We start from the raw sequence: 21652 nt of genomic DNA, 5'->3' as shown, positions 1-21652 counted from the left end.
CCATGTCCTTGACCACGGCCTTGTTCGTCTCCTGGTCGTAGTCGACCGCGGTGAATCCCACGAATCCGCACATGTAGCTGGCTCTCCTCCTGCGTACGCGCCGCGCCGGTCCCTTATTGCATGTCGAAAGACATCAAGAAAAGAAGAAAGACCTGGATGGCGTTCATGCTTATCTGGGTGAAGAGGAGAAGGGTGCGCCCTCCGTGTGCGTCGGTGCCGTGTACAAGGCCCATCGCAGCTAGCTTGTCCATGAACGCGTACATGACGGCGAACAGTGCGCAGCAGCCTGTCATGAGGAAGCCCATTTCAAACGCTTCGTATTTGGAACCGATGCGGTCGACGCCGTTTGCGCCTATATGGAGCGGAACGGTATCGGGCATAGCGAACAGGACGGCGAGCCCTGTCGTGACAAGGGGGAGGGCGGCAAGCGCGATCATTGCGATCAGTCCAGAGCGTTTCATCGCTGTCCTTTGCTGCATGCGAGCTTTGAAGCCGACTCTTGAGCGGGATGCTTGGACTCAGGGTCGGCCGGTCTTGTTCTTCCAGTTTACGATATATCGCTTGTTCTTGCGCTCCCTGCGGGTTTCGTGAAATACAAGCAGGAGGGGAACGGGTGGCGTATTATATCGAACGTTAACGACGTAAACCCGTGCCGCGCGGACAAGGCGGCGCGTACGCAGGAGGAGAGCCAGCTACATGTGCGGATTCGTGGGATTCACCGCGGTCGACTACGACCAGGAGACGAACAAGGCCGTGGTCAAGGACATGGCGGATCGCATCGCCCACCGCGGGCCCGACGACGAGGGATTCTTCGTCACCGATGACATTGCGATGGGTTTTCGCCGCCTGTCCATTATCGACCTTGAGGGCAGCCGCCAGCCCATGCAGAACGCCGACGGCACTGTGACCGTCACGTTCAACGGTGAGATCTACAACTTCCAGGAGCTGCGCGCAGAGCTTGAGGCGCTCGGCTACGTTTTCAAGACCAACGGAGACACCGAGACTATCGTGCACGGCTACGAGGCGTGGGGCACCGATGTGTTCGAGAAGCTGCGCGGGATGTTCGCCATCGCCATCTGGGATGCGCCGAACAAGCGTCTGGTGTGCGCACGGGACATCTTCGGCATCAAGCCGTTCTACTACCAGCATGCGGGCGACCGCCTGATCTACGGAAGCGAGATCAAGGCGTTCTTGGCGCACCCGGCGTTCAAGAAGGAACTCAACCGCGAGATGCTGCCGCAGTACCTGTGCTTCGAGTACATGAACGATTCCCAAACCATGTTCAAGGACGTGCACAAGCTTCTGCCCGGTCACTTCATGGTGCTCGAGAACGGCCAGCTGCGCACGGAATGCTACTACAAGATCACGTACAAGATCGATGACTCGAAGAGCCTGGAGGAATGGGCCGACGAGATCAACCGCGTGTTCGACGAGTCCGTGGCTGCGCACGAGATAGCCGACGTGGAGATCGGCAGCTTCCTGTCGGGCGGCATCGACAGTTCGCTGGCGGCGTACTGCATGGGGCAGCACGCGCCCGACATCAAGACGTTCTCGGTGGGCTACGACATCGGCTGCGAGGACAAGATGGCCGAGATCGCCGCTCAGTCCGATTTCGAGATCAAGCTCAACGAGCTGGACGATGCAACGGCGTTCGCCGAGTGGGCGAACCTGCCGAACTTCCAAACCCAGGTGAGCGCCCAGGAATTCCTGGACATCGTGCCCACCGAGCAGTACCACATGGACGAGCCGTTGGGCGCGCCCAGCGCCATTCCGCTGTTCTTCGTGAGTAAGCTGGCGCGCGAGCAGGTGAAGGTGGTGCAGTCGGGGGAGGGCGCCGACGAGCTGTTCGGCGGTTACTGGATTTACCACGACCAGTACGAATTCGAGAAGTACTTCAAGGTGCCGCGTCCTTTGCGCGCCGCCGCCGGCGCCGTGGCCGAGAAACTGCCGACGTTCCACGGCCGCCGCTTCGCCATGCGCGGGTCGGGCGGGCCGGAGAAGAGCTACCAGCGCGCCAGCATGAACTACATGTGGGACGAAATCCCCAATGTGCTGCGCAACTACGAAGGCCCCTGCAAACCGTGGGAGTGGTGCAAGCCGCACTTCGACGCCGTGGCGGACCAGGGCCTGGACATCATCACGCAGACGCAGTACGTGGACATGGTCAGCTATATGCCGTTCGACATCTGCCTGAAGGCCGACAAGATGTCCATGTCCCAGTCGCTTGAGCTGCGCGTTCCGTTCTTGGACAAGAAGGTGCTCGACGTGGCGCTGCAGCTGCCCACCGCCTGCCGCGTGACCGACGAGCACGCCAAGTACGCCCTGCGCGTGGCGGCGAGCAAGCTGGGCTTCCAGAAGAAGGTCGCGCACATGCCCAAGCAGCCGTTCATCACGCCGCTGACCGTGTGGCTGCAAACGGACGAGTACTACAACCGCATCAAGGAGGCGTTCACGGGGGAGGCCGCGCAGGAGTTCTTCAATGTGGATTATCTGGTGCAGATGCTCGATGACCACAAGTCGGCGGACTTCGCCACGGTCGAGGGCCGCGGCAAGCTCAAGATGATGCGCATCTGGAACATCTACTGCTTCTTGTGCTGGTACGAGGTGTTCTTCGGCAAATCGAGCGAGAAGTTGGCTCCGAAGACGAACGTGGCGTAACGCTCCAAGATTTCGCACGTGAAAGGCCGCGGCACCCGATGGGCGTCGCGGCCTTTTTGTATGTACGGGTTGCGGGCGGACGGCGAAACGGAGCGGGACCCGCGTGCGCCGGAATCTTGCCGAGCGGAGGTCGCTGCGGCGGCTGGATCGGCTCCGGCGAACGTGCTTTTGCCGCCAAGCTTGTATCGGGAGGGACCGTGCGCACGAAAAACCGCCCTTGCTGGCAGCTTTTGACGGTTAGGGGTTGTCGATTCGAGCACCGCTTTCGCCGTCCCTTGGCTCGGATTCCATTTTACCTGGTCACAGCGTTGAGCCGTTTCGCTGCGCTTACGCAGGCGCCCGGTACGCCGGGTCAAACGACCTCAAACCGTCAAAAGCTGCCAGCGAGGGCGGTTTTTCGTGCGCGGACCTTCTTCGCGAAGGCGGCGCAGGGAGCGCATGCGCAAGGAAGGCGAAGAGGCGAGAAAGCGGGGCGCGATCAGCGAAGGATGCAAGCGCGCTCTCGTGACCAAATTGCAAAACATGCTATCTGAACAGGGTGAACGGCAGGGTAATCCTTTTCTGGTGAAGTCGTCAAAAAGGGCGGTTTCGTTAGTTTCGTGTGTCGCGGGCCCCTTCTGGTTCCTTCAACATGCGAAGCGCATCGCAAAAATGCGAAGCGATTTACATCTAGGGAAGGGGAACTATGAAAGGGAATGCAACTGCTGCGAAGAGCGTGATAAGGGTAGGGCTTATCGCACTCGTTTCGCTTGCGCTGGCTGCAATGCTGGGGCTGTCTGCATGCGGCGGGGGAACGTCGTCTTCGGAGGTGGCGACCGAGGATCGGACCAATGCCAAGCAGGTCATTATGGCTGCTGGCGATTTGTTCACGATGATGGACATGGGCTTGACCGATGCCGACAGCCCGGCCGTCATCTCTCAGGACGATCCGGCTTATGCGGAGTTTTTCGATGAGCTTCTGAAGTATAAGAAGGTTGCAGATCTTGATGTTCAGGACGTGCAGATCACGGTGTCCATTCAGGCTGTGCAGGCGAGCACTGCACGAGAAGACAGCACTCAGGTGAACTATCGCTATTCCGTTACCGATGCAAGCATGAAGGTGAACGGAGCGTCGATTTCTTACAGTGCTGACAAGGGCTTTTCCAAGAACTAAGTGATCCGACTTTACGTAAAGGAGCATCATCATGGAGACTATATCTCGTAGGAACTTTCTTACTTTGGGCGCTATGGGCGCAGCGGGCGCCGCTGTTTGCGGGCTGGTTGGCTGCGCTCCCCAATCCGCTGAAAAAAGCGGCTCTGGCGTGGCCGCAGGCAATGGGGAGACCATTAACTGCTCGGGTATCGTCGTGAATCCCGAAGAGGTTACCGAGGTTATATCCACCGGCATCGTCATCGTGGGCGGCGGTTTTGCGGGGCTTGCATGTGCTGTGCAGGCCGCCGAAAACGGCGACGATTTCATTTTGCTGGAAGGCCAGGCCACGCTGGGCGGCAACGGTCAAGGCGTGGAGGGCACGTTCGCCGTCGATTCCCGTTTCCAGAAAGAGCAGAACGTTTCGTGCGATCGCTCTATCATCATGCAAGAAGAACTGGGCAAGGCCCAGTGGTGCCCGGATGGATTGCTGTACAAGGACCTTATCGATGCTTCCGCGGACAATATCGAGTGGCTGGTGGATACGTGCGGATGCAAGCTGAGCGGTCTGATAGACAACTATCCTTGCGGAGCGGTGGCGGGCAAAGTCAACTCGTTTCATTGGTGGGAAGATGGCGCCGCGTACGTGGGCTATGTTCTGCCCATGCAGGCTCGCTTGCGCGAGAAGGGCGCGGACATTCGCTTGAACAATCGCGCGCTCGAGTTCAGCTACGACGAATCGGGCAAGGTCAACGGCGTGTACGCTATCGACGCGTTCGGCGATTTGGTTCAGTATCAGGCGCAGGTCGTGGTGCTGGCTACGGGCGGCTTCGCCAACGATGATCGTCGCCTGACCAAATGGGGCTTCAATCTGGAGACGCTTGAACGCATCGGCACGCCCGGCCATTTCGGAGACGGCGTGAACATGGCTTTGGCTGCGGGAGCTGCCGAGTTCTCCGGTGTTTGCTATTTGAAGTACAACCGAATTTCTCATCAGGTGGAAGTGTTTGGCCCTCAGTGGTCGGCGTTCGCTTTCGGCGGCCCCATGCTTTGGGTCAACGAGGACTGCGATCGCTTCGTGGACGAGTCGTGCGCGCTTGTGGTCGAGAACGTTATCACGCAGTCTGCGCCGATTCACAATCAGAATGGTCATTGCTTCAGCGTGTTCGATCAGGCTATTTACGACAAGCAGATCGCTCAATACAACCCCGAGGCTATTTCCGACTGGGGCGTTGATATCACCGAGCAAATGGAAAAGATCATTGCCGAAGGCGACGACGTATGGCGAGCGGATACGCTGGCTGCCGTAGCTGAAAAAGCCGGCCTCGACGCTGCGGCGCTGCAGGCTGCAGTAGACGACTACAATGCAAAATGCGCTGCCGGCGTGGATGATTTGTACGGCAAGAAGGCCGAATACTTGACGCCTATTGCTCAAGGTCCCTTCTATATTTGCGAGATTCACGAATGCATGGAAGGACCTTTGGGCGGCGTTCGAACCGACCGCAAGTTCCGCCCCGTTTTGGAAAAGGGCGGCGTCATGGAGAACGTGTTCGTTATCGGCCTTGACGGTATCATGCTGTATTGAGACGTCTATCCCATGGATGTCCCCGGATCTGCGAGCGCCGAGTGCTTGAACGGTGGTCGCTCTGCTGCCAATCAAGCTCACGATCTGCTTCGCGCGTAAAGCGAGCCGACTTGCTGCTTGAGCGATCGGCAGCAAGGTTTCGAGTCCCTCCCTTGCAAAAGCCAGGCCGAGCGTACGTTCGGCCTGGCTTTTGCTTTCGGGAAAGCTGGTGTGCGAGGCTAGCGCTTGAAAGCCTCGATAGCGTCTAGCAGCTCTTGACGGTTATGCAGGTTGCACTTGGTGTAGATGTGTCGCAGGTGGGTCTTCACCGTGTTCTCGGACAGAACCAGCATTTCTGCGATATAGGGTGCGCTGCGGCCTTCGGCGAAAAGGGCGAAGACGTCCTTTTCGCGTGCGGTGAGCTCGTAGGCGTCCGCAAAGCGATCGAGGTGGTCTTCCTGCTTGTCGCAGGCGTCTAGGGAGCTGTCCGCCGTGCTCGCTTCTACATCATCGCGTTGGCGGCGCCACAGAACGGTGCACAGGCGTGCTAGTCCCATAACCGCAATCAGCAGCAGATAGCTTAATGCCATCATCATGATGCTGTTCGTTGCGTTCGCTGATCCTCCCAATGCAATGCCAATGAGCTGTCCAGCCAGAATGCCGGCTTGCTCGGCCCCCATGGCGACGGCGAGGATGCGCAGGGGGGACGTTGCCGTCGTTTTCGCATAGAAAGCAACCAGCGTCCATACCAAAATGTCGAATCCGGCGTAGCCGATGGGGATGAATATGCGGGTCAGGCCCTGAACGTCGTTGGTGTAAAGCCCTACGGTCATAACCAGCAGGCCAAACACCATGAAGGAAAGGCACGCATTGAAAAGCGATTCCATGCGTCGTGCGGGCGCCGTTAGGCTGGCTATAAAGAACAGCAACGACACGATGCCTCGTAATCCGACGATGTCGATGATCGTTTGACGCTCGGTGGCGGCGGGAGAGAATATCTCGAAGCTGCACATGAGTCCGAAAGCGATGCAGAATACAAGGATGAACGCAGGAAATCGAACGTCGACTCCCAGCACGTGCGCTTTCGCGGTCATGGTTTGTTCGGGTGTTTGCTCCGCTTGATCAATGCGGTAAGGGTCCGTGTGCTGGAGTTTCGCATCGATTGCGTACAGCGCGAAAGATACGAGGGGCAAAACGATTATGAAGGTGCCTTCTGCGATGGGGACCAAGCCTTCGGTAAGGATGTTGATAGCCAGTCCCAACGCCCAAGCGCCTGCAATGTGGGTCATGGCTTTGGCGGGTCCTTGGGCGATGCAGATGCGGCCCCATGAAATGTTGAGCACAGCCATTGACGAGCCCGTGACGAAAGCCCCTGCCATAGCAAGCGCAGTCATATTGGCGCTTGCGGCAAGAAGGATGGATGCCGTAGAAATTGCGCCTGCTACTGCTGCGACCAAGGTGGTCTTGACGCTCCATATCGATGAGGTCTGCCGTTTGGCGGCGACGGCCAGTGCAAGAAACACGATGGCGCTTGCCGTTAGCATGACTATGAACGATTCCTGGGCTAACTCAGGCGCTTGCGCAAGATCAAGCCCCTTTCGGTCGGCCAGCACGAAGTACAGGGAGTCCCCGAACATCGCCCGATCCATCCAAGTCCAGAAAAAACTTGCGCCAACAATTGCGAGCCAAGAAGAAGAGCCGCTCAGAGCTTTGAAATTCATAACACCGTTTCCCCAGAGGCGAAGTATCGAACCGCAACATCATATCATGATGCGCGACAGGCGTTTTCCAAAGCTCTAACCTCTTGCGCTATCCGCGGGACAGCTTGCCTTTCACCTTGCCGATGAGCGAGCCGACGAACGCGGCTTCGGGTACGCGCAGCTTGATGGACAGGCCGAACGTCACCAGCAGCGCCACGATTCCTCCGACGAGCACGTACGTCAAGGCCAGAGGGATCGATCCGGCGATGGGGGCGACGAACGCTTGCAGCGCATACAGTACGCCGCCGCCGGCCAGTGCTCCCAAGCCGCCGAACACCAGGCCGGAGAAGCATGCCTTCACCACCGACCGCAGGCCGAACGCCCCCAGGCGGCTGCGCAGGTAAGCGAACAGGCACAGGTCCGCCACCACGTAGAACAGCACCTCCGCAACGGCGATGATCTCGATGGGGAACCGGTCGATGTTGGCGGCGCCGTAGACGGTGAGTGCGATCTGAGCGGCGCCGGCCATGAAGTTGAACGCTGCGAACACGCCCATCTTGCGCAGGCTGCTGAAGATCTTCTGCAGGTACGTGTTGACGCCGTACACGGGCAAGGCAAGCGCCAGCACCGCCATGTACGAGGCGATGGATGCGACGTTCTCGGAGGTGAACGCGCCTGCATTGTACAGCGTGACCAGCGGCAACGAGAACACCATGAGGTACATGGCAAACGGGATCATGAAGAACAGGATCTGGTTCGTGCCCCCTATGATGCCGCGCTTCACGCCTTCCATGTTGTTCTCGGCTTGCATGTCGGCCAGCTCGGTGAACATGGCGGTGGTGATGGGCACGGCCAAAAATGCGTAGGGCAGCGTGAACCACTGGCGCGCGTACAACAGGATGGACGGCCCGTTCGAGGCGAAGCTGTAGGCCGCCGCGTTCTGGACCGACACCACCGCGAACGAGCACAGCATGACGAACACGGCCGGCACGCCGATCCCCAGCGTTTCGCGCAAGGCGGGATCGCGCAGGTTGATGCGCGGCCTGATGCGGATGCCGTTGCGCTTGAGGGCGGGCAGCTGGATAGCCAGCGCAACGAACACGCCCAGGGGGTTGCCGATGGCTATGATGTAAAGCGCAAGCTCGGGGTCTTGCGGGGCGACCGCTGCGTACAGCAGAAACGAAGCGATGACCACCACGCTTTGCGCCGCCGGGGCGATCGACGACCAAAGGTAGTCCCTGTTGGCGTTGAGTAGGCCCGATACGATAGCCGTCGCACCGGAGAACACGATCTGGATGGCGAAGAACTGGAAGAAGAACACGGAGAGCGCCATTTCGGATTGCTCCGAGAAGAAGCTTTGCGTATAAATGGCGACTCCCGGAAACGCGATGCAAAGCGCCGACACCACGCCCAGCAGCAGCACGACGATGGTGAGCAGGTTCGAGGCGTACTCGTTGCCGGCCTCGCGCCCTAGGCGTTTTTTCACCGACAGGTACACGGGCAGGAAGGCGGTCACGATCATGCCGCCTATCACCAGCTCGTACAGCTGAGCGGGAAGGTTGTTCGCCACTTGATAGGAACTCGACAGAAGCGTAGAGCCCAGCGCGAACGCCATGACCCAGGTGCGGACGAAGCCGAGCACGCGCGAGATCAGGGTGCATGCGCTGATGAGCGCGGCCGACGACCCGACCGCAACGGTTGTTTCCTCGGACTCTGGCGAGGGGACGATGGTCCTGTCCATTCCGCCATGCTTGCTGACGATGGGCAGCTCCGAGGTCGATCCCGGGAAGGCCGCGCGCTCTTCGCGCGTGCTTCGCGCGGCTGTCTTCGCGGCTTCACGCGGGTCGGGGGTCTGCGGTTCGAAGGGGTCGCGCGGAGGCGTGGTTCTGTCGGGTCCGGCATGGCGCCCGCCGATGAATATCTCGGACGTCTCTCCTGGAGCCGCCGAACGCAGACGCGCCTTCGCGCTGGCGGGGTCGTGGCGCGGCTCCGGCTTCGGCACGACCGTCTGGGCGACCGCGGCCGCGATGGCGGTGCGATCGAGGCCTGCGTGGCGACCGCCCACGAATATCTCCGAGGTGGAGCCGGGGTCGGCAGGGCGCATATGTTGAGCTCGTGCGAGCTTGTCGGACATGGAGGGACGCTTCCTTATGCATCGGATATAATGGCCCATCATAGCAAACCCGGAAAGAAGACCTTCATGCACATCCTCATCGTACGCAATAATTCCAACTCGAAAGCCGTGGACGCCTCGCTGCTATTGGCAACGTACCTGGCCACGCAGGGGGTTGAGTACACGCTGGTCGATTCCACCGAGCTCTCGTGCGCATGCGACCACGACAGCTTGAACGCCGCGTTGACGGCGGGCGTGGAGATGGCGGTAGTGCTTGGCGGCGACGGCACGATCCTGCGCACGGCGCGCCAGATCGGTACGACTGGGGTGCCTATCCTGGGCATCAACTTCGGCCGCTTGGGCTTTTTGGCGAATTCGAGCGATGCCGGCGTGGTTGCCATCGTGGCCGCGGCTTTGGCGGGCGACGTGGTGGCCGAGCAGCGCGCGAACCTGCGCATCGACGTTGTATGCGAGGGCGAGCCCGATCCGTGGAGCGACGATGACGACGGGGAAGGGCCCTCGTGCGAGGCGGCATCGCCGTGCGAGGCGGGCGCTCGTAGCTTCTTCGCGCTCAACGAACTTGCGGTGACGCGCGGCGCGAACGGTCGCGTCATCGATTTCACGTTGGGGGTTTCCGGTTCGCACGTTGCCGAAATGCGCGGCGACGGCCTGGTGGTTGCCACGGCGACGGGCTCGACGGCCTACGCGCTGTCGGCGGGCGGTCCTTTGGTGGCGCCCGGGTTCACGGGGCTGGTGGTGGTGCCGCTCGCGCCGCATACGCTGCATTCGCGCGCCATCGTGACCGCATCGAACGACGTGGTGGAAATGGGCTTGCCGCGCGACGCGGCCCGACGCGACGCCACCCTGTTTGCCGATGGGGAGCTGTTGTCGTTCGATCGTCCGGTGCGTCGCATCTACGTCAGCCGAGGCGAAGCCCCCACCGTTTTGCTGCGTCATCAGCACGAGGGCTTTTACGAGCACGCCGCGAAGGTGTTTTTCTAGCGGGTTGGAGGTTGGAGCCGCTGTAGCTTGCGTCGCCGTTCGAAGTGCGTGGCTTGACGGCCAAGGATGCCTTGCGAACCGGCCGGGTGGTTCGCGCCGCTAGCCTGGCAAGCTTTCAACCGTGAATAGCTGTGCTGTGCTCGATTTTGTTTGAGCGAGACGGCGTTCGGCGCGCGCGATTTCGTCGCTTCGGGGGATACCGTAGCGTTCAAGGAGCCTTGCGAAACGATCGGCGTCCATCACGTCTTTGTAGGAAAAGCGCACGATAGGCATGCCGTGGAGGGTAAGCTGCGACTCCCGGTGCTGCTCGTCGGCAAGGACGCGCATCGGCGTTCGACCGTTGCGGAATGCGTCGCATTCGTACTTTTGCATGCCGTCGAATTCGCCAATGACATTGCTGCCGTCCATTCGCGTCCAAAGGAAATCGACGCGGAACGAACGTTGCGGGTCGAGCGGCCGCGGAAAAGCAACCTGGAGACAGGGGAGCGCGAACCCCTGCTCAATCATAGTGGCGCGCGCAATGGATTCTCCGCCGCTTTCGCTCAGGGGATCGGCGTAGTACATGGTTCTTATGGCTTGATTGATGCCTGGGTACGTTGTGCCTAGGCGCTTGAAGCGAGCAGCGAACCAGCTTGGCGCATTTCCAGTGCAGCGTAGTGCGCCGTCGGCGATAGCCAAGGCTTGCTTGAAGCTGGTCGTTCGCATGCAATCAAAGGCGGTCCGAGTGAGGGAGGTAACGCGAAGACCCCGGACGAGAGCGGGTTCATCATCTTCAATCACATGCCAGCGGATGCTGGATGGCGACGCGTTGCGTTTCGCACGAGATGTTTCGACATGGATTGCGTCCATTTGGCTGAACGCGACGGGCAGGCCAAACGCAATCGCTGCCGATTCGTGGCAAAAGATCCAGTCGGGGTGCAGCTTCTGCAACGTGCGAAGGATGTGCATCGCTTGCTGGGGTTTCGCAAGAGCCTGCCAATACGAAGCTCGTGCATACATGCCGCGAACTGGGCGAATGGCTTCCCCTTGATTGATTTGCCGGCGTAAGAGTTCTCGGATGCGCGGGCTCGAGGGCACAAGGCACAGTTGATTGCGCTCGGCGCACAGGAAGAGGCGAGCCAGTTCGACATCGCGGACTTCGGTCATGAGCGCCCTCCTTGCACCGAGTGTTGTTTGCCCATTGTCTCACGATCCGTGCAATAAAATATAAGGAAGTCCATAATACTTATAAGGTACATTGTCGATCCAAAAACACGTTTTCGGGGCCGAAAACGTGTTCTTGGATCGACAATGAGAACGCGAGCGCCTTGCACCTGCAGATGGTAAGGGGTGGTGGTTGCAAGGCGCTCACATATCGAAGGGGCCCGCGGGCCCCTTCGATATTGCTTACTTGTGGTAATACCGGTGCTGCTCGTACTTCGGCTCGCAGCACACGTTGATGCCGAGCGTGCGGTACAGCTTCTCGTCGGTGGCCGAGATGATCACGCTGAAGTACGCATCGCAGCCGCGCAGGTCGTCGATGTGGTCGATCAGCGTGGCCGCAAGCGGATCGGTCGCGGAGCTGATGGACAGGGCGAGCAGCGTTTCATCGGAGTGCAGGCGCGGGTTGCGGCTGTGCAGCTGCTCGGTCTTCAGGCGGCAGATGGGCTCGATGACCGCATCGCTGATCACGTTGATGTCCTCGACGCCGGCCACGCCCTTGAGCGCGTTCATGAGCAGCGACGACGCAGCTCCCAGCAACGGCGACGTCTTGCCCGTCACCACGGTGCCGTCGGGCAGCACCATCGCGCCCACCGGACCGCCAGTGGTCTCCTCCTTCAGAAGCGCGGCCGATCGCGCTGGCGAGAAGCTTGCGTTCACGCCAGCCTGGTTCATCAGAAGCTCCAGCTTCTCCACGTGCTCTTGCCCCACGCCGGTGCGACGCGTCTCCACCGCTGCCTGGAAGTAGCGGCGCACGATCTCCATTTTGGCGGCCTCGCGCACGGCGTCGTCGTCCACGATGGCGTTGCCGGCCATGTTGACGCCCATGTCGGTGGGGGACTGGTAGGGGCTCGTTCCGGAGATACGCTCCATCATGGCCTTGAGCACGGGGAATATCTCCACGTCGCGATTGTAGTTCACCGTGGTCACGCCGTACGCTTCCAGGTGGAACGGGTCGATGGTGTTGGCGTCGTCCAGATCGACCGTGGCCGCCTCGTACGCGATGTTCACGGGGTGCTTGAGCGGCAGGTTCCAGATGGGGAACGTCTCGTACTTCGCGTAGCCGGCCGCCACGCCGCGCTTGTGCTCGTGGTACAGCTGAGACAGGCACGTGGCCATCTTGCCCGAGCCGGGGCCGGGGGCGGTTACCACGACAAGCGGGCGCTTCGTTTCGATGTACTCGTTCTTGCCGTAGCCCTCGTCGCTGACGATGCGGTCGATGTCGTAAGGGTAGCCGGCAATGGGGTAGTGCAGGGAGCTTTTGATTCCCAGGCTGTCCAGGCGCTTGCGGAACGCCTCGGCCGAGGGCTGGTTCGTGTAATGGGTGATCACCACGCCGGTAGTGGTGAAGCCCATGCCGCGGAAGATGTCCATGAGGCGCAGCACGTCTTCGTCGTACGTGATTCCCAGGTCGCCGCGCACCTTGTTCTTCTCGATGTCGTTCGCGTTGATGGCTATGATGATCTCGACGTCGTCCACCAGCTGCTTGAGCATGCGGATCTTCGAGTCGGGCTCGAACCCGGGCAGCACGCGGGCTGCATGGTAGTCGTCGAAGAGTTTCCCGCCGAATTCCAGGTAGAGCTTTCCGCCGAACTGGTCGATGCGGTTGCGGATATGCTCGGCCTGCAGCGCGATGTACTTGTCGTTGTCGAATCCGATGCGCATGGGAATGCGGCGCCCCTTTCTTGCCGTCGATGATGTTCGCGCACGACCGCAGAGGGCCGTACGCAATCCGATTCAGTATACCCTACTTGGTAGGTGTTTCGTTTTTGTTAATTGCAGGTAACGAAGGGGGTCTTCCTTCGGTTCGCCATACCTGCAGGTCCGAAGGCGTTCGGCGCCCGTCCTATCCGCACCTGGTTTTTCATAGCGTCATGCTATGCTGTTCGATCAGTGCGACGGTGCCGCAGCGCGTTTGGCGCTAATCGGCCGATCGTTGCTTTTCATGCCCGCTTGCCGGGTCGACGACGGGGTTGGTGGATGGACGAACTGGTTCGAGAATATCTGGCTCATCTGCGCATCGAGCGGGGAAGCTCGCCCCTCACCGTGTCTGCGTACGCTTCTGACCTGCGGGATTTCGCGGCGTTTTTGAACGCGTGCGGCGTGAAGGACGTCGGCGACGTGCAGCGCGAGACCATCGTGGCCTACGAAGCCGACCTGTTCGGCCGCGAATACGCCGCCGCCACGGTGGATCGCCACGTGTCGGTGCTCAAGGGCTTCTACCGGTTCCTCGTGCGGGAGGGGCATGTGCGTCGCAACCCCACCGATACGTTGCAGCTTCCCAAGGCTCCCGATCGGCTTCCCGACGTGTTGAGCGCAGTGCAAGTGGAATCCATGCTAGCCGATTCTCCCAAGCGCGCGCCCATCCCGCTGCGCAACCGGGCCATCTTGGAGGTTCTGTACGGCTGCGGCTTGCGCGTAAGCGAGTGCGTGGGGCTTGACCTGGGCGACGCGGTGCTCGAGGAAGGGTACCTGCGCATTCTGGGCAAGGGCGGCAAGGAGCGCGTGTCGCCCATATCGGGCGCGGCGCTGCGGTCGTTGGCCGACTACCTCGACAACGGGCGTCCCGGTTTGACGAAGCCGGCAGCGAAGCCCACGTCGGCGGTCTTTCTGAACGCGCGCGGCGGGCGGCTCACGCGCCAAAGCGTGCACGCCATCGTGGCCGAGGCGGGGCGATCCATCGGCGTGGCGAACCTCCATCCTCACACGCTGCGCCATTCGTTCGCCACGCACATGCTCGAAGGCGGCGCCGACCTTCGCGTCATCCAGGAAATCCTCGGCCATTCGGACATTTCCACCACGCAGATCTACACGCACATCAACCGCGCCCACATGCGCGAGGAATATCTACGCGCGCACCCGCGCGCGAAGTAATGTACCGGCGCCGCTTGGACGCGCGTCGGCACTGTTTGGATGCGCGCCGGCATCGCCTGGACGCGCATCGGCGGCGTCCTGCGGGGCTCGAGGCTTCGGCGCGCCGTCTTTCGCCGGCGAGGGGGGCGGTGGGACGGCATCCCATCGCGATCGCGGTCTGCGGGGGACGCGGTGGGGCGGCGTCCCACCGCAGGGGCGCCTTTCGCCGCTCGATTCCTTCCGTCTTCTCGCGCGTGTTGCCGAACGGTTTACCCAACGAATCGGTCGGCGATCCGTCGTGCCACAGATTCCGCATAACTCGCTCCATATAGATGCCAAGGCCCTCTAAAGCGGTAGTGCGATCAATATCTTGTGTTCGTTTTCGTCCATCGGTTCAATATCTAGCCGTGTCTCAATCTTGCATTTTTGGGGGTCGGGGGACAACTTGGGGAACGGGATGGTTTCAAAAGGGTCTAAATGGGTCAAAAGGCCGGATTTTGTTGCGAAGTGGGGCAAAGTGGGATAGAATTCCAAGCATCGAAAGGGCCGTGCGAGTCGCGGCGGGAAGGAAGGCATGGCCGAGGACACCGAAAAGGTGGTTGATCTCAACAGCGCGTACCGCCACAAGGTGGACGCCAAAGGCCGCATGTCTCTTCCCGCATCGTTTCGCAAGGTGCTTTCGACGGATTTGGTGGTAACCCGCAACCCGAAGGACGAATGCCTCTACGTGTTCGAGCCCGATGCGTTCAACGCATGGGTGGCCGGCGTGTTCGAGGACAAGTTCGAGAAGTTCGACCGCACGAACGATCTCCACGTGCGCCTGCGCCGCAAGCTCAAGTCTCGTGCAGCCGACGTGTCCGTTGACGCGTCCGGTCGCATCATGCTCTCGAGCGAACAACGTGCGGCTGTTGGCATTGACAAGGACGTCGTCGTGCTGGGCAACACGGGCTACTTCGAAATCTGGGACGCAAAGCGCTACGACCAAAACGACGAGGATACCGACCTCGGTCTTCTGTTCGACTGATTGTAAGGCGTGAGCGAAATGATAAACGAATATCGGCACACCCCTGTTCTGCTCGCCGAGTGCCTCGAATACTCGAACCTCAAACCACAGCATACATTCGTGGATGCAACACTCGGCGGTGCAGGGCATTCCCTCGAAGCGGCCAAGCTCATCGGGAGCGCGGGTACGCTCATCGGCATCGATCAAGACGAAGTGGCGCTTGCCGCCGCTCGTCAAAAACTCGGGACGTTGCCTGATGATGTACGCCCGCGCCTCGAATTGGTGCGCGGCAACTTCGGTGATATGGACGACGCGCTTCTCAGCGTGGAAGTGCCCGGGGTCGACGCGTTCTTGTTCGACCTTGGCGTATCGTCGGTCCAGATCGACACGCCGTCTCGAGGCTTCTCCTTCAAGGAGAACGGCCCTCTTGATATGCGGATGGATCCGGGGAAACAAACCCTAACCGCAGCAGAGATCATCAACACCTACAACGCAGCAGATCTCACTCGGATCATCCGTACGTACTCTGACGAGAAGTGGGCCAGTCGCATAGCCGACTTCGTGGTCCGCGAACGTCAGAACGGGCCCATCGAGACAAGCGCGCAGTTGGTCGACCTGATCAAGGCTGCCATCCCGGCATCGGCGCGCCGAGCGGGAGGGCATCCGGCGAAGCGCACGTTCCAGGCGCTTCGCATCGAGGTAAACGGCGAGCTCGACGTGCTCAAGCGCGGACTGGACGCGGCCATACGCTGGCTGAATCCCGGGGGCAGGCTGGTGGTTATCAGCTACCACTCGCTTGAGGATCGCATCGTGAAGGACACGTTCCAATCCTTCGCCCGTCGATGCACCTGCCCGCCCGACCTTCCGGTCTGCGTGTGCGGGAAAGAACCGATACTCGACATAGTAACGCGTAAGCCGGTCCTACCGACCGCTGAAGAAATAGAGCGCAATCCGCGCGCTCGCAGCGCAAAGCTGCGCATTGCGCAGAAGCGCTGAACAACGAAAACCGCAGAACGTACACCACCCGAATAGGCAGCTAAAACGAAGAAAGGGGGTTGGGCATGAGCGCAGCACCGGCGTATTCCTATTATCCTGAGCGCGTACCTGAGCGTGAGCGCAAGGCTCGCATCAGCGTGGTTCCGGGCCGCGGCACGCGCACGCAGCCCGCTTCCCTTCCTTCCAACGTCGTGTTCTTGGCGAAGGCCGTCGCCGTCGTTTTGGTGGTGGCCGCGCTGGTTGCGTTCGTGCGCATCGGGCTTATGTCCGCTACGGTTTCCACCACCATGAGCTCCACGCAGCTTTCCAGCCAGATCAGCGATGCCCGTTCCTCGGGCGCTGCGCTCGAGGTGTCCCAAAGCGCGCTGTCAAACCCCACGAAGGTCAAGCAGCAGGCGGGCAAGCTGGGCATGGCCGCTCCTGAGGCAACCGGCGTGATCGAGCTGGGCAAAGACGTCGTTGCTACCGACGAGTCCGGCTCCCTGTCGCTTTCGAAGAGCATTGCCATAGCCGCCGGCGCTGGAGCGTAAAACCGTGGCCGATAGATCTCACATGCCGCGAGGCGAGCGTTCCGCTCGCGGTCGCGGAAGCTCCCGCTCGTCTGCGCGTCCTCCGAAGTCTCACGGTTCGCGCGGCTCCCGCGGTTCTCACGGCGCGCGCCCTTCGCATACGGGCGGGCGCGGTTCGTTCGCCGACGTCGGAGCCGACTCCAATCGCGTGTTCCTTCCTATTCTGGCGTTTGCCGTAATCGCGGCGCTCTTCTTGCTGCGCCTGGTGTTCTTGCAGGTGGTCGATGCGCCGCGCATGGCGGCCGAAGCGGAGAACGCGCGCATGAGCTACGACTGGATCGAGCCGCGCCGCGGAACCATCTACGATCGCAACGGCGTGGTGCTTGCCACGTCCGTCGAATCCACCACCATCTACGTGGATCCTACCGAAGTGGACAATGCTGATGCTACGGCTCAGACGCTCGTCGACGTGCTGGGCGGGCAGAAGTCCGACTATTTGCCGGCCATCACGGCTTCGGGGACGCGCTACTCCGTCATCAAGGAGAAGGCCGACGTCGAAGTGGGTGAGCAGGTGCGCGCGCGCGTGAGCGAGGTCACGAAGAAGGACGCCGCATACGAAGGCAAGGACCTGGGAATTCGCTATAAAACGCTGTGGAAACGCGAGTACCCCAACGGCCAGGTGGGCGGCCAGGTGGTAGGCGCGTGCAAGCTCGACACGGAAATCGAGAACAACCGCGAGTACTACGAGGGCGTTTCGGGCTTGGAGCTGTACTACAACGACATCCTGTCCGGCGAAGCCGGGTACACGCGCGAGGAACGCAGTCCCGACGGCACGCCGATTCCGGGCGGCACGCGGGACTCGAAGGCCGCCGTGGACGGCCAAGACATCATCATATCGATCGACATCGAACTGCAGCAGTATGTCGAAGAGCGCCTTACGGCCGACGAGAAGGGCCTCACGGCGAACGGCGGCAGCGCGATCGTGATGGACGGCGGCACGGGCGAGATCTACGCCGCCGCGTCGCTTCCGCTGCTCAACCCTGCGGATCGTACGGAGATGAAGCCGGACGCTCCGCAACTCAAATGCGTGACCGACCTGTTCGAGCCGGGCTCCATTTTCAAATCGGTGTCGGCTATGGCTATTTTGGAGTCGGGCACCATGACGCCCGACAGCGAGCTGTTCTGCCCGGCCTACATCGAAGCTGACGGGTTCATCATCTCGGACGCGCACAAGCGCGGCGATGCGACGTTCACGTTGCGCCAGATCATGGACCAGTCGTCGAACGTCGGCATATCGCTGGCCACCGAGAAGATGGGCTTTCAGAACCTGTACAACAAGATCAACGAGTACAACCTGCACACCAAGACGGGCGTGGACTATCCGGGCGAGGGGGAGGCCGGCACCGATTACTTGGGCGCCCTGAAGCCGTTCGACCAGTGGAGCAAGGTCACCGGCTACAACGTCAGCTTCGGTCAGGGCATGTCGCTCACGCCGCTGCAGATCACTCGATGGTACGGCGCGCTTGTGAACGACGGCGTGGAGTGCACGCCTCATTTCCTGCTCTCGAAGCCTCAAAGCGGCGAGACGCCCGAATACGCCACCGAACAGGTTATCGAGAACAAAGCGGCCATCGCGGATTTGACCAGCATGCTCAAGTCCGTGGTGTCGGACGGCACCGGCAAGAAGGCCGCTATCGAAGGATTCAACGTGGCGGGCAAAACCTCGACGGCCGAGATTTACGACGAGGTGAACGGCGGGTATCGAAAAGGCGTGTACAACCTGGCCTTCACCGGTTTTTTGGCCGACTCGTCAAGCCAATTGGTTTGTTTTGTGGGTGCAAACGAGGTTCCCACCGACGGTGTGGTCACGCCAATTTTTAAGGATATAATGGCAACAGCCATCGACCGATTCAACATATATCCGGAGTGAGGAAGCTATGGGCAAGACCTGTACCGAACTGTTCGCGGGCATAGACTGCACCATTATCGGCAACGCTGACGACGTGGCGGAGGGCATCGCCTATCGCAGCGACCGGGTTCAGCCGGGCGACGCGTTCTTCTGCATCGTCGGCTTCACGACGGACGGCCATTCCTTTGCGCAAGACGCCATCGATCGCGGTGCGAAGGTGCTGGTCGTCGAGCGGAAAGTGTACTTGGCCGACGCGACCGACGTCACGGAGGTCGTGGTGAAGGACACGCGCAAGGCTATGGCCGTTGCGGCGGCGAACTTCTACGACCATCCTTCCAAGGACCTGTCGCTGGTGGGCATCACCGGCACGAACGGCAAGACCACCACCACCTACCTGGTGGAGCATATCGCGAAGGTGGCCGGCAAGCGCACGGGCGTCATCGGAACCGTGGGCGTTCGCATGGGCGGCGTGAGCGAGAAGTCCGCGCACACCACGCCTGAATCGCCCGATTTGCAGCAGCTGTTCGCGCGCATGCGCGACGAGCGTTGCGACACGGTGGCCATGGAGGTCAGCTCGCACGCGCTCGATCTGGAGCGCACGTGGGGCACGACCTTCGCTGTCACGGCGTTTTCGAACCTGACGCAGGATCACCTGGACTACCATCATACGTTCGAGGCGTACTTCGAAGCGAAGGCGCGCCTGTTCTCGAAGGACTATCCCGCACGCCGCGTCATCTGCATCGACGACAAGTGGGGCAAGGAGCTTCTGCGCCGCTGCTCGGTGGCCGAGGACAACGTGGTGACCACCGGCTTCGACCCGTCCGCTCAGATTCATCCGGTGGACGTGCAGTACGCGCCCACGCACACCACCGTCACGCTCGACGTGCGCGGCAGCCGCTTGACGTTCGACTACCCTCTGGTGGGCAAGTTCAACGTGGAGAACGTCATGTGCGCGTTCGGCATTGGGCTTCAGCTGGGATTCTCGGCTGACGTGATCGTGGAGGCCCTTGAAGAGGCCCCGCAGATTCCCGGCCGCCTGGAGCGCGTGGATGCGGAGCATACCGGCAACGTGTCGGTGTTCGTCGACTACGCCCATACGCCCGATGCGCTGGAAAAGGCGCTCGGGTCCATTATGGCGCTCACGCCGGGCCGCACCATCTGCGTGTTCGGCTGCGGCGGCGATCGCGATGCCAGCAAGCGGCCCATCATGGGACGCGCGGCGCTTGCGGCCGATTACGCCGTGGTGACTTCGGACAACCCGCGCACGGAGGATCCCAACGCCATCATCGAGGACATCGTAAGCGGCATGGGCGCGGGCCTGGATCGCTTCGACGTGGAACCCGACCGCCGCGCGGCCATCGCTCGCGCGCTGCAAATCGCGAAGCCCGGCGATTCGGTGCTCGTGGCGGGCAAGGGGCACGAAGACTACCAGCTGGTGGGCAACCAGGTGCTTTCGTTCGACGATCGCGTGGTAGCCGCCGAAGAGCTGGAGCGCGCGTTCGGCCCTGGCTCTGGATCGCAGGAGTAGCGCATGCGCTTGAACCTCAAACAGATAGCCGCCTGCACGGGCGGCTCCTTTTCGGTAGAGCCGCTTGATGCGTGCGTTATCGCAACGGGCCTGACGTGGGATTCCCGTGACGTAAAACCGGGCGACGCGTACCTGGCTTTGCCGGGCGAGCGCGTGGACGGCCATGATTTCGTGGCCGCAGCCTTGCGCGCGGGGGCCGTGTGCGCGCTTGTCATGCAGCCGATCGATCCGTCCGTGCGGATGCTCGCGCGCGAGCTGGGCGCTGCCGTGATCGAGGTGTCGGACACCGCGCATGCCGTGACCGACCTGGCGCGCGAGTGGCGCGGCCACCTGAAGGGCCGCATTATCGCGCTGACCGGCTCTACGGGCAAGACCACGACCAAGAACCTGGTGCGCGACGTGCTTGCCGCTTCCCACACGGTGGTGGCGACCGCCGGCAATCAGAACAACGAGCTGGGAGTTCCCAAGACCCTGCTGAACGCCCAGCCGGAAACCCAGGCCGTGGTCGTGGAAATGGGCATGCGCGGCTTGGGCCAGCTTGCCGACCTGTGCGATTTCGTGCGCCCCGATTGGGGCATCGTGGTGAACGTGGGCGAAAGCCACATCGAGCTGCTGGGAAGCCGCCAGAACATCGCGCGCGCCAAAGCCGAGCTGCTGTGCGCCCTGCCCGAGGGCACGGGCCGCGCGTTCGTGAACGCCGACGACGACTTCGCCTCGTACGTGCGCGATCACGCATGCCTTGACAAGCGCCGGGTGGACACGGTGCTGTTCGACGGATCGTTGCAGGCGGCCGACCGTCGCGCGGCTTTCTCCGAGCAGGATCGCGCGAACGCGTCCGTGTGGGCCGAGCAGATCGAGCTTGACGACCAAGGTCGCCCTTGTTTCATGCTGCACGCGTGCGGTTTCGCCGAGGACGGCGCGCACGAGGCGGTCGCGTGCTCGCTCAACCTGCGCGGGCTGCACAACGTGTCCAACGCCTGCGTCGCCGCGGCGGTGGGGCGTTCGTTCGGCATGAGCCTGCACGATGTTGCGGGCGCGCTTGCCAAGGCCGAGCCCGAGGCGGGACGGCAGGAAGTGCTCGAGGCGCGCGGCGGCTTCACCGTGGTGAACGACGCGTACAACGCGAATCCGGATTCCATGCGAGCGTCGTTGTCGACGTTCTGCTCGCTGAACGTTTCCGGAAAGCGCATCGCCGTGCTGGGAGACATGGGAGAGCTGGGCGACTACGCGTTGGCATGCCATGCCGGCATCGGGCGCCTGGCTGCGGATCTGCCCCTTGATCGACTGGTGTGCGTGGGCGAATTGGCGCAGGTCATAGCCGATGCTGCGGAAGAGTCCGGCATGGAGCCCGGGCGCATCGTGCGCGCGGCGGCGTTGTCTGAGGTTTTGGATTGTTTGGACGATTGCGTAGAGCCCGGCGATGCCGTGCTGGTGAAGGCATCTCACTTCATGGGTCTCGAACGCGTAGTCAAAGGACTGGTTAATTAA

Annotated in this window: 16 protein-coding genes; 11 read left to right on the top strand and 5 right to left on the bottom strand. The window is 61.4% G+C overall.

Annotation, left to right across the window (positions count from 1 at the left end; translation table 11 throughout):
* Positions 1 to 113: 113 nt before the first annotated feature.
* Positions 114 to 461 (bottom strand): DUF1648 domain-containing protein, encoded by a 348-nt coding sequence (locus tag ACTQZK_RS11900; RefSeq protein ID WP_225749412.1) that lies wholly within the window; start codon positions 459 to 461, stop codon positions 114 to 116.
* 235 nt (positions 462 to 696) lie between these two features.
* Here ACTQZK_RS11900 and asnB point away from each other — a divergent pair, with 235 nt between their 5' ends.
* The 3 genes from asnB (at position 697) to ACTQZK_RS11885 (ending at position 5372) form a co-directional block, all read left to right on the top strand.
* On the top strand, positions 697 to 2658 hold the full coding sequence (asnB, locus tag ACTQZK_RS11895; RefSeq protein WP_441899698.1) for an asparagine synthase (glutamine-hydrolyzing): 1962 nt from the start codon (positions 697 to 699) through the stop codon (positions 2656 to 2658).
* Positions 2659 to 3343: 685 nt separating this feature from the next.
* Positions 3344 to 3811 (top strand): hypothetical protein, encoded by a 468-nt coding sequence (locus tag ACTQZK_RS11890; protein WP_225749411.1) that lies wholly within the window; start codon positions 3344 to 3346, stop codon positions 3809 to 3811.
* Between the two features lie 31 nt (positions 3812 to 3842).
* Positions 3843 to 5372 carry an FAD-dependent oxidoreductase gene (locus ACTQZK_RS11885; RefSeq protein ID WP_441899697.1) on the top strand — a complete coding sequence of 510 codons (1530 nt, stop codon included), beginning with the start codon at positions 3843 to 3845 and terminating at the stop codon, positions 5370 to 5372.
* Positions 5373 to 5590: 218 nt separating this feature from the next.
* On the opposite strand, the gene ACTQZK_RS11880 is transcribed toward ACTQZK_RS11885, so the two are convergent.
* On the bottom strand, positions 5591 to 7072 hold the full coding sequence (locus ACTQZK_RS11880; protein WP_225749410.1) for a helix-turn-helix transcriptional regulator: 1482 nt from the start codon (positions 7070 to 7072) through the stop codon (positions 5591 to 5593).
* Between the two features lie 88 nt (positions 7073 to 7160).
* Complete coding sequence (locus ACTQZK_RS11875; RefSeq protein WP_441899696.1) at positions 7161 to 9185, bottom strand: lipid II flippase MurJ; 2025 nt, start codon at positions 9183 to 9185, stop codon at positions 7161 to 7163.
* Positions 9186 to 9251: 66 nt separating this feature from the next.
* Between ACTQZK_RS11875 and ACTQZK_RS11870 the strand changes: the two genes are divergently transcribed.
* Positions 9252 to 10166: an NAD(+)/NADH kinase gene (locus ACTQZK_RS11870; protein ID WP_428421305.1), complete on the top strand. Its 915-nt coding sequence runs from the start codon at positions 9252 to 9254 to the stop codon at positions 10164 to 10166.
* A 99-nt stretch (positions 10167 to 10265) separates the two neighbouring features.
* Here the strand turns inward: ACTQZK_RS11870 and ACTQZK_RS11865 are convergent, their stop codons facing one another.
* A complete protein-coding gene (locus tag ACTQZK_RS11865) occupies positions 10266 to 11312 on the bottom strand; it encodes a type IV toxin-antitoxin system AbiEi family antitoxin domain-containing protein (protein WP_428421303.1) in 1047 nt (348 codons plus the stop codon).
* A 240-nt stretch (positions 11313 to 11552) separates the two neighbouring features.
* Positions 11553 to 13031, bottom strand: coding sequence for a DUF1846 domain-containing protein (locus ACTQZK_RS11860; RefSeq protein WP_114567194.1), 1479 nt, complete (start codon positions 13029 to 13031; stop codon positions 11553 to 11555).
* 315 nt (positions 13032 to 13346) lie between these two features.
* Between ACTQZK_RS11860 and ACTQZK_RS11855 the strand changes: the two genes are divergently transcribed.
* The 7 genes from ACTQZK_RS11855 to ACTQZK_RS11825 all read left to right on the top strand — a co-directional run bounded on the left by ACTQZK_RS11855 (position 13347) and on the right by ACTQZK_RS11825 (position 21652).
* Entirely contained in the window at positions 13347 to 14240 is an 894-nt protein-coding gene (locus ACTQZK_RS11855) for a site-specific tyrosine recombinase (protein ID WP_418831486.1), read from the top strand.
* Between the two features lie 553 nt (positions 14241 to 14793).
* Positions 14794 to 15243, top strand: a complete 450-nt coding sequence (locus tag ACTQZK_RS11850; protein ID WP_114567196.1) for a division/cell wall cluster transcriptional repressor MraZ — start codon at positions 14794 to 14796, stop codon at positions 15241 to 15243.
* Positions 15244 to 15261: 18 nt separating this feature from the next.
* Positions 15262 to 16218 (top strand): 16S rRNA (cytosine(1402)-N(4))-methyltransferase RsmH, encoded by a 957-nt coding sequence (gene rsmH / locus ACTQZK_RS11845; RefSeq protein ID WP_225749405.1) that lies wholly within the window; start codon positions 15262 to 15264, stop codon positions 16216 to 16218.
* A 65-nt stretch (positions 16219 to 16283) separates the two neighbouring features.
* A complete protein-coding gene (locus ACTQZK_RS11840; RefSeq protein ID WP_114567198.1) occupies positions 16284 to 16748 on the top strand; it encodes a cell division protein FtsL in 465 nt (154 codons plus the stop codon).
* 4 nt (positions 16749 to 16752) lie between these two features.
* On the top strand, positions 16753 to 18657 hold the full coding sequence (locus ACTQZK_RS11835) for a penicillin-binding transpeptidase domain-containing protein (protein WP_428421938.1): 1905 nt from the start codon (positions 16753 to 16755) through the stop codon (positions 18655 to 18657).
* Positions 18658 to 18664: 7 nt separating this feature from the next.
* Positions 18665 to 20164, top strand: a complete 1500-nt coding sequence (locus tag ACTQZK_RS11830) for a UDP-N-acetylmuramoyl-L-alanyl-D-glutamate--2,6-diaminopimelate ligase (protein ID WP_428421936.1) — start codon at positions 18665 to 18667, stop codon at positions 20162 to 20164.
* 3 nt (positions 20165 to 20167) lie between these two features.
* Positions 20168 to 21652 (top strand): UDP-N-acetylmuramoyl-tripeptide--D-alanyl-D-alanine ligase, encoded by a 1485-nt coding sequence (locus ACTQZK_RS11825; protein WP_225749401.1) that lies wholly within the window; start codon positions 20168 to 20170, stop codon positions 21650 to 21652.

It is taken from the genome of Paraeggerthella sp. LCP19S3_G8 (assembly GCF_052119225.1).
In the GTDB taxonomy this organism is placed as follows: Bacteria; Actinomycetota; Coriobacteriia; order Coriobacteriales; family Eggerthellaceae; genus Paraeggerthella; species Paraeggerthella hominis.
This window is presented reverse-complemented; position numbering and strand designations above follow the sequence as displayed.

Coding starts and splice junctions, on each gene's coding strand:
- ACTQZK_RS11850 (WP_114567196.1), top strand. CDS start 14,794: ATGGCCGAGGACACCGAAAAGGTGGTTGATCTCAACAGCGCGTACCGC.
- ACTQZK_RS11875 (WP_441899696.1), bottom strand. CDS start 9,185: ATGTCCGACAAGCTCGCACGAGCTCAACATATGCGCCCTGCCGACCCC.
- ACTQZK_RS11870 (WP_428421305.1), top strand. CDS start 9,252: ATGCACATCCTCATCGTACGCAATAATTCCAACTCGAAAGCCGTGGAC.
- ACTQZK_RS11840 (WP_114567198.1), top strand. CDS start 16,284: ATGAGCGCAGCACCGGCGTATTCCTATTATCCTGAGCGCGTACCTGAG.
- ACTQZK_RS11830 (WP_428421936.1), top strand. CDS start 18,665: ATGGGCAAGACCTGTACCGAACTGTTCGCGGGCATAGACTGCACCATT.
- ACTQZK_RS11860 (WP_114567194.1), bottom strand. CDS start 13,031: ATGCGCATCGGATTCGACAACGACAAGTACATCGCGCTGCAGGCCGAG.
- ACTQZK_RS11900 (WP_225749412.1), bottom strand. CDS start 461: ATGAAACGCTCTGGACTGATCGCAATGATCGCGCTTGCCGCCCTCCCC.
- ACTQZK_RS11865 (WP_428421303.1), bottom strand. CDS start 11,312: ATGACCGAAGTCCGCGATGTCGAACTGGCTCGCCTCTTCCTGTGCGCC.
- ACTQZK_RS11825 (WP_225749401.1), top strand. CDS start 20,168: ATGCGCTTGAACCTCAAACAGATAGCCGCCTGCACGGGCGGCTCCTTT.
- ACTQZK_RS11885 (WP_441899697.1), top strand. CDS start 3,843: ATGGAGACTATATCTCGTAGGAACTTTCTTACTTTGGGCGCTATGGGC.
- asnB (WP_441899698.1), top strand. CDS start 697: ATGTGCGGATTCGTGGGATTCACCGCGGTCGACTACGACCAGGAGACG.
- ACTQZK_RS11880 (WP_225749410.1), bottom strand. CDS start 7,072: ATGAATTTCAAAGCTCTGAGCGGCTCTTCTTCTTGGCTCGCAATTGTT.
- ACTQZK_RS11855 (WP_418831486.1), top strand. CDS start 13,347: ATGGACGAACTGGTTCGAGAATATCTGGCTCATCTGCGCATCGAGCGG.
- rsmH (WP_225749405.1), top strand. CDS start 15,262: ATGATAAACGAATATCGGCACACCCCTGTTCTGCTCGCCGAGTGCCTC.
- ACTQZK_RS11890 (WP_225749411.1), top strand. CDS start 3,344: ATGAAAGGGAATGCAACTGCTGCGAAGAGCGTGATAAGGGTAGGGCTT.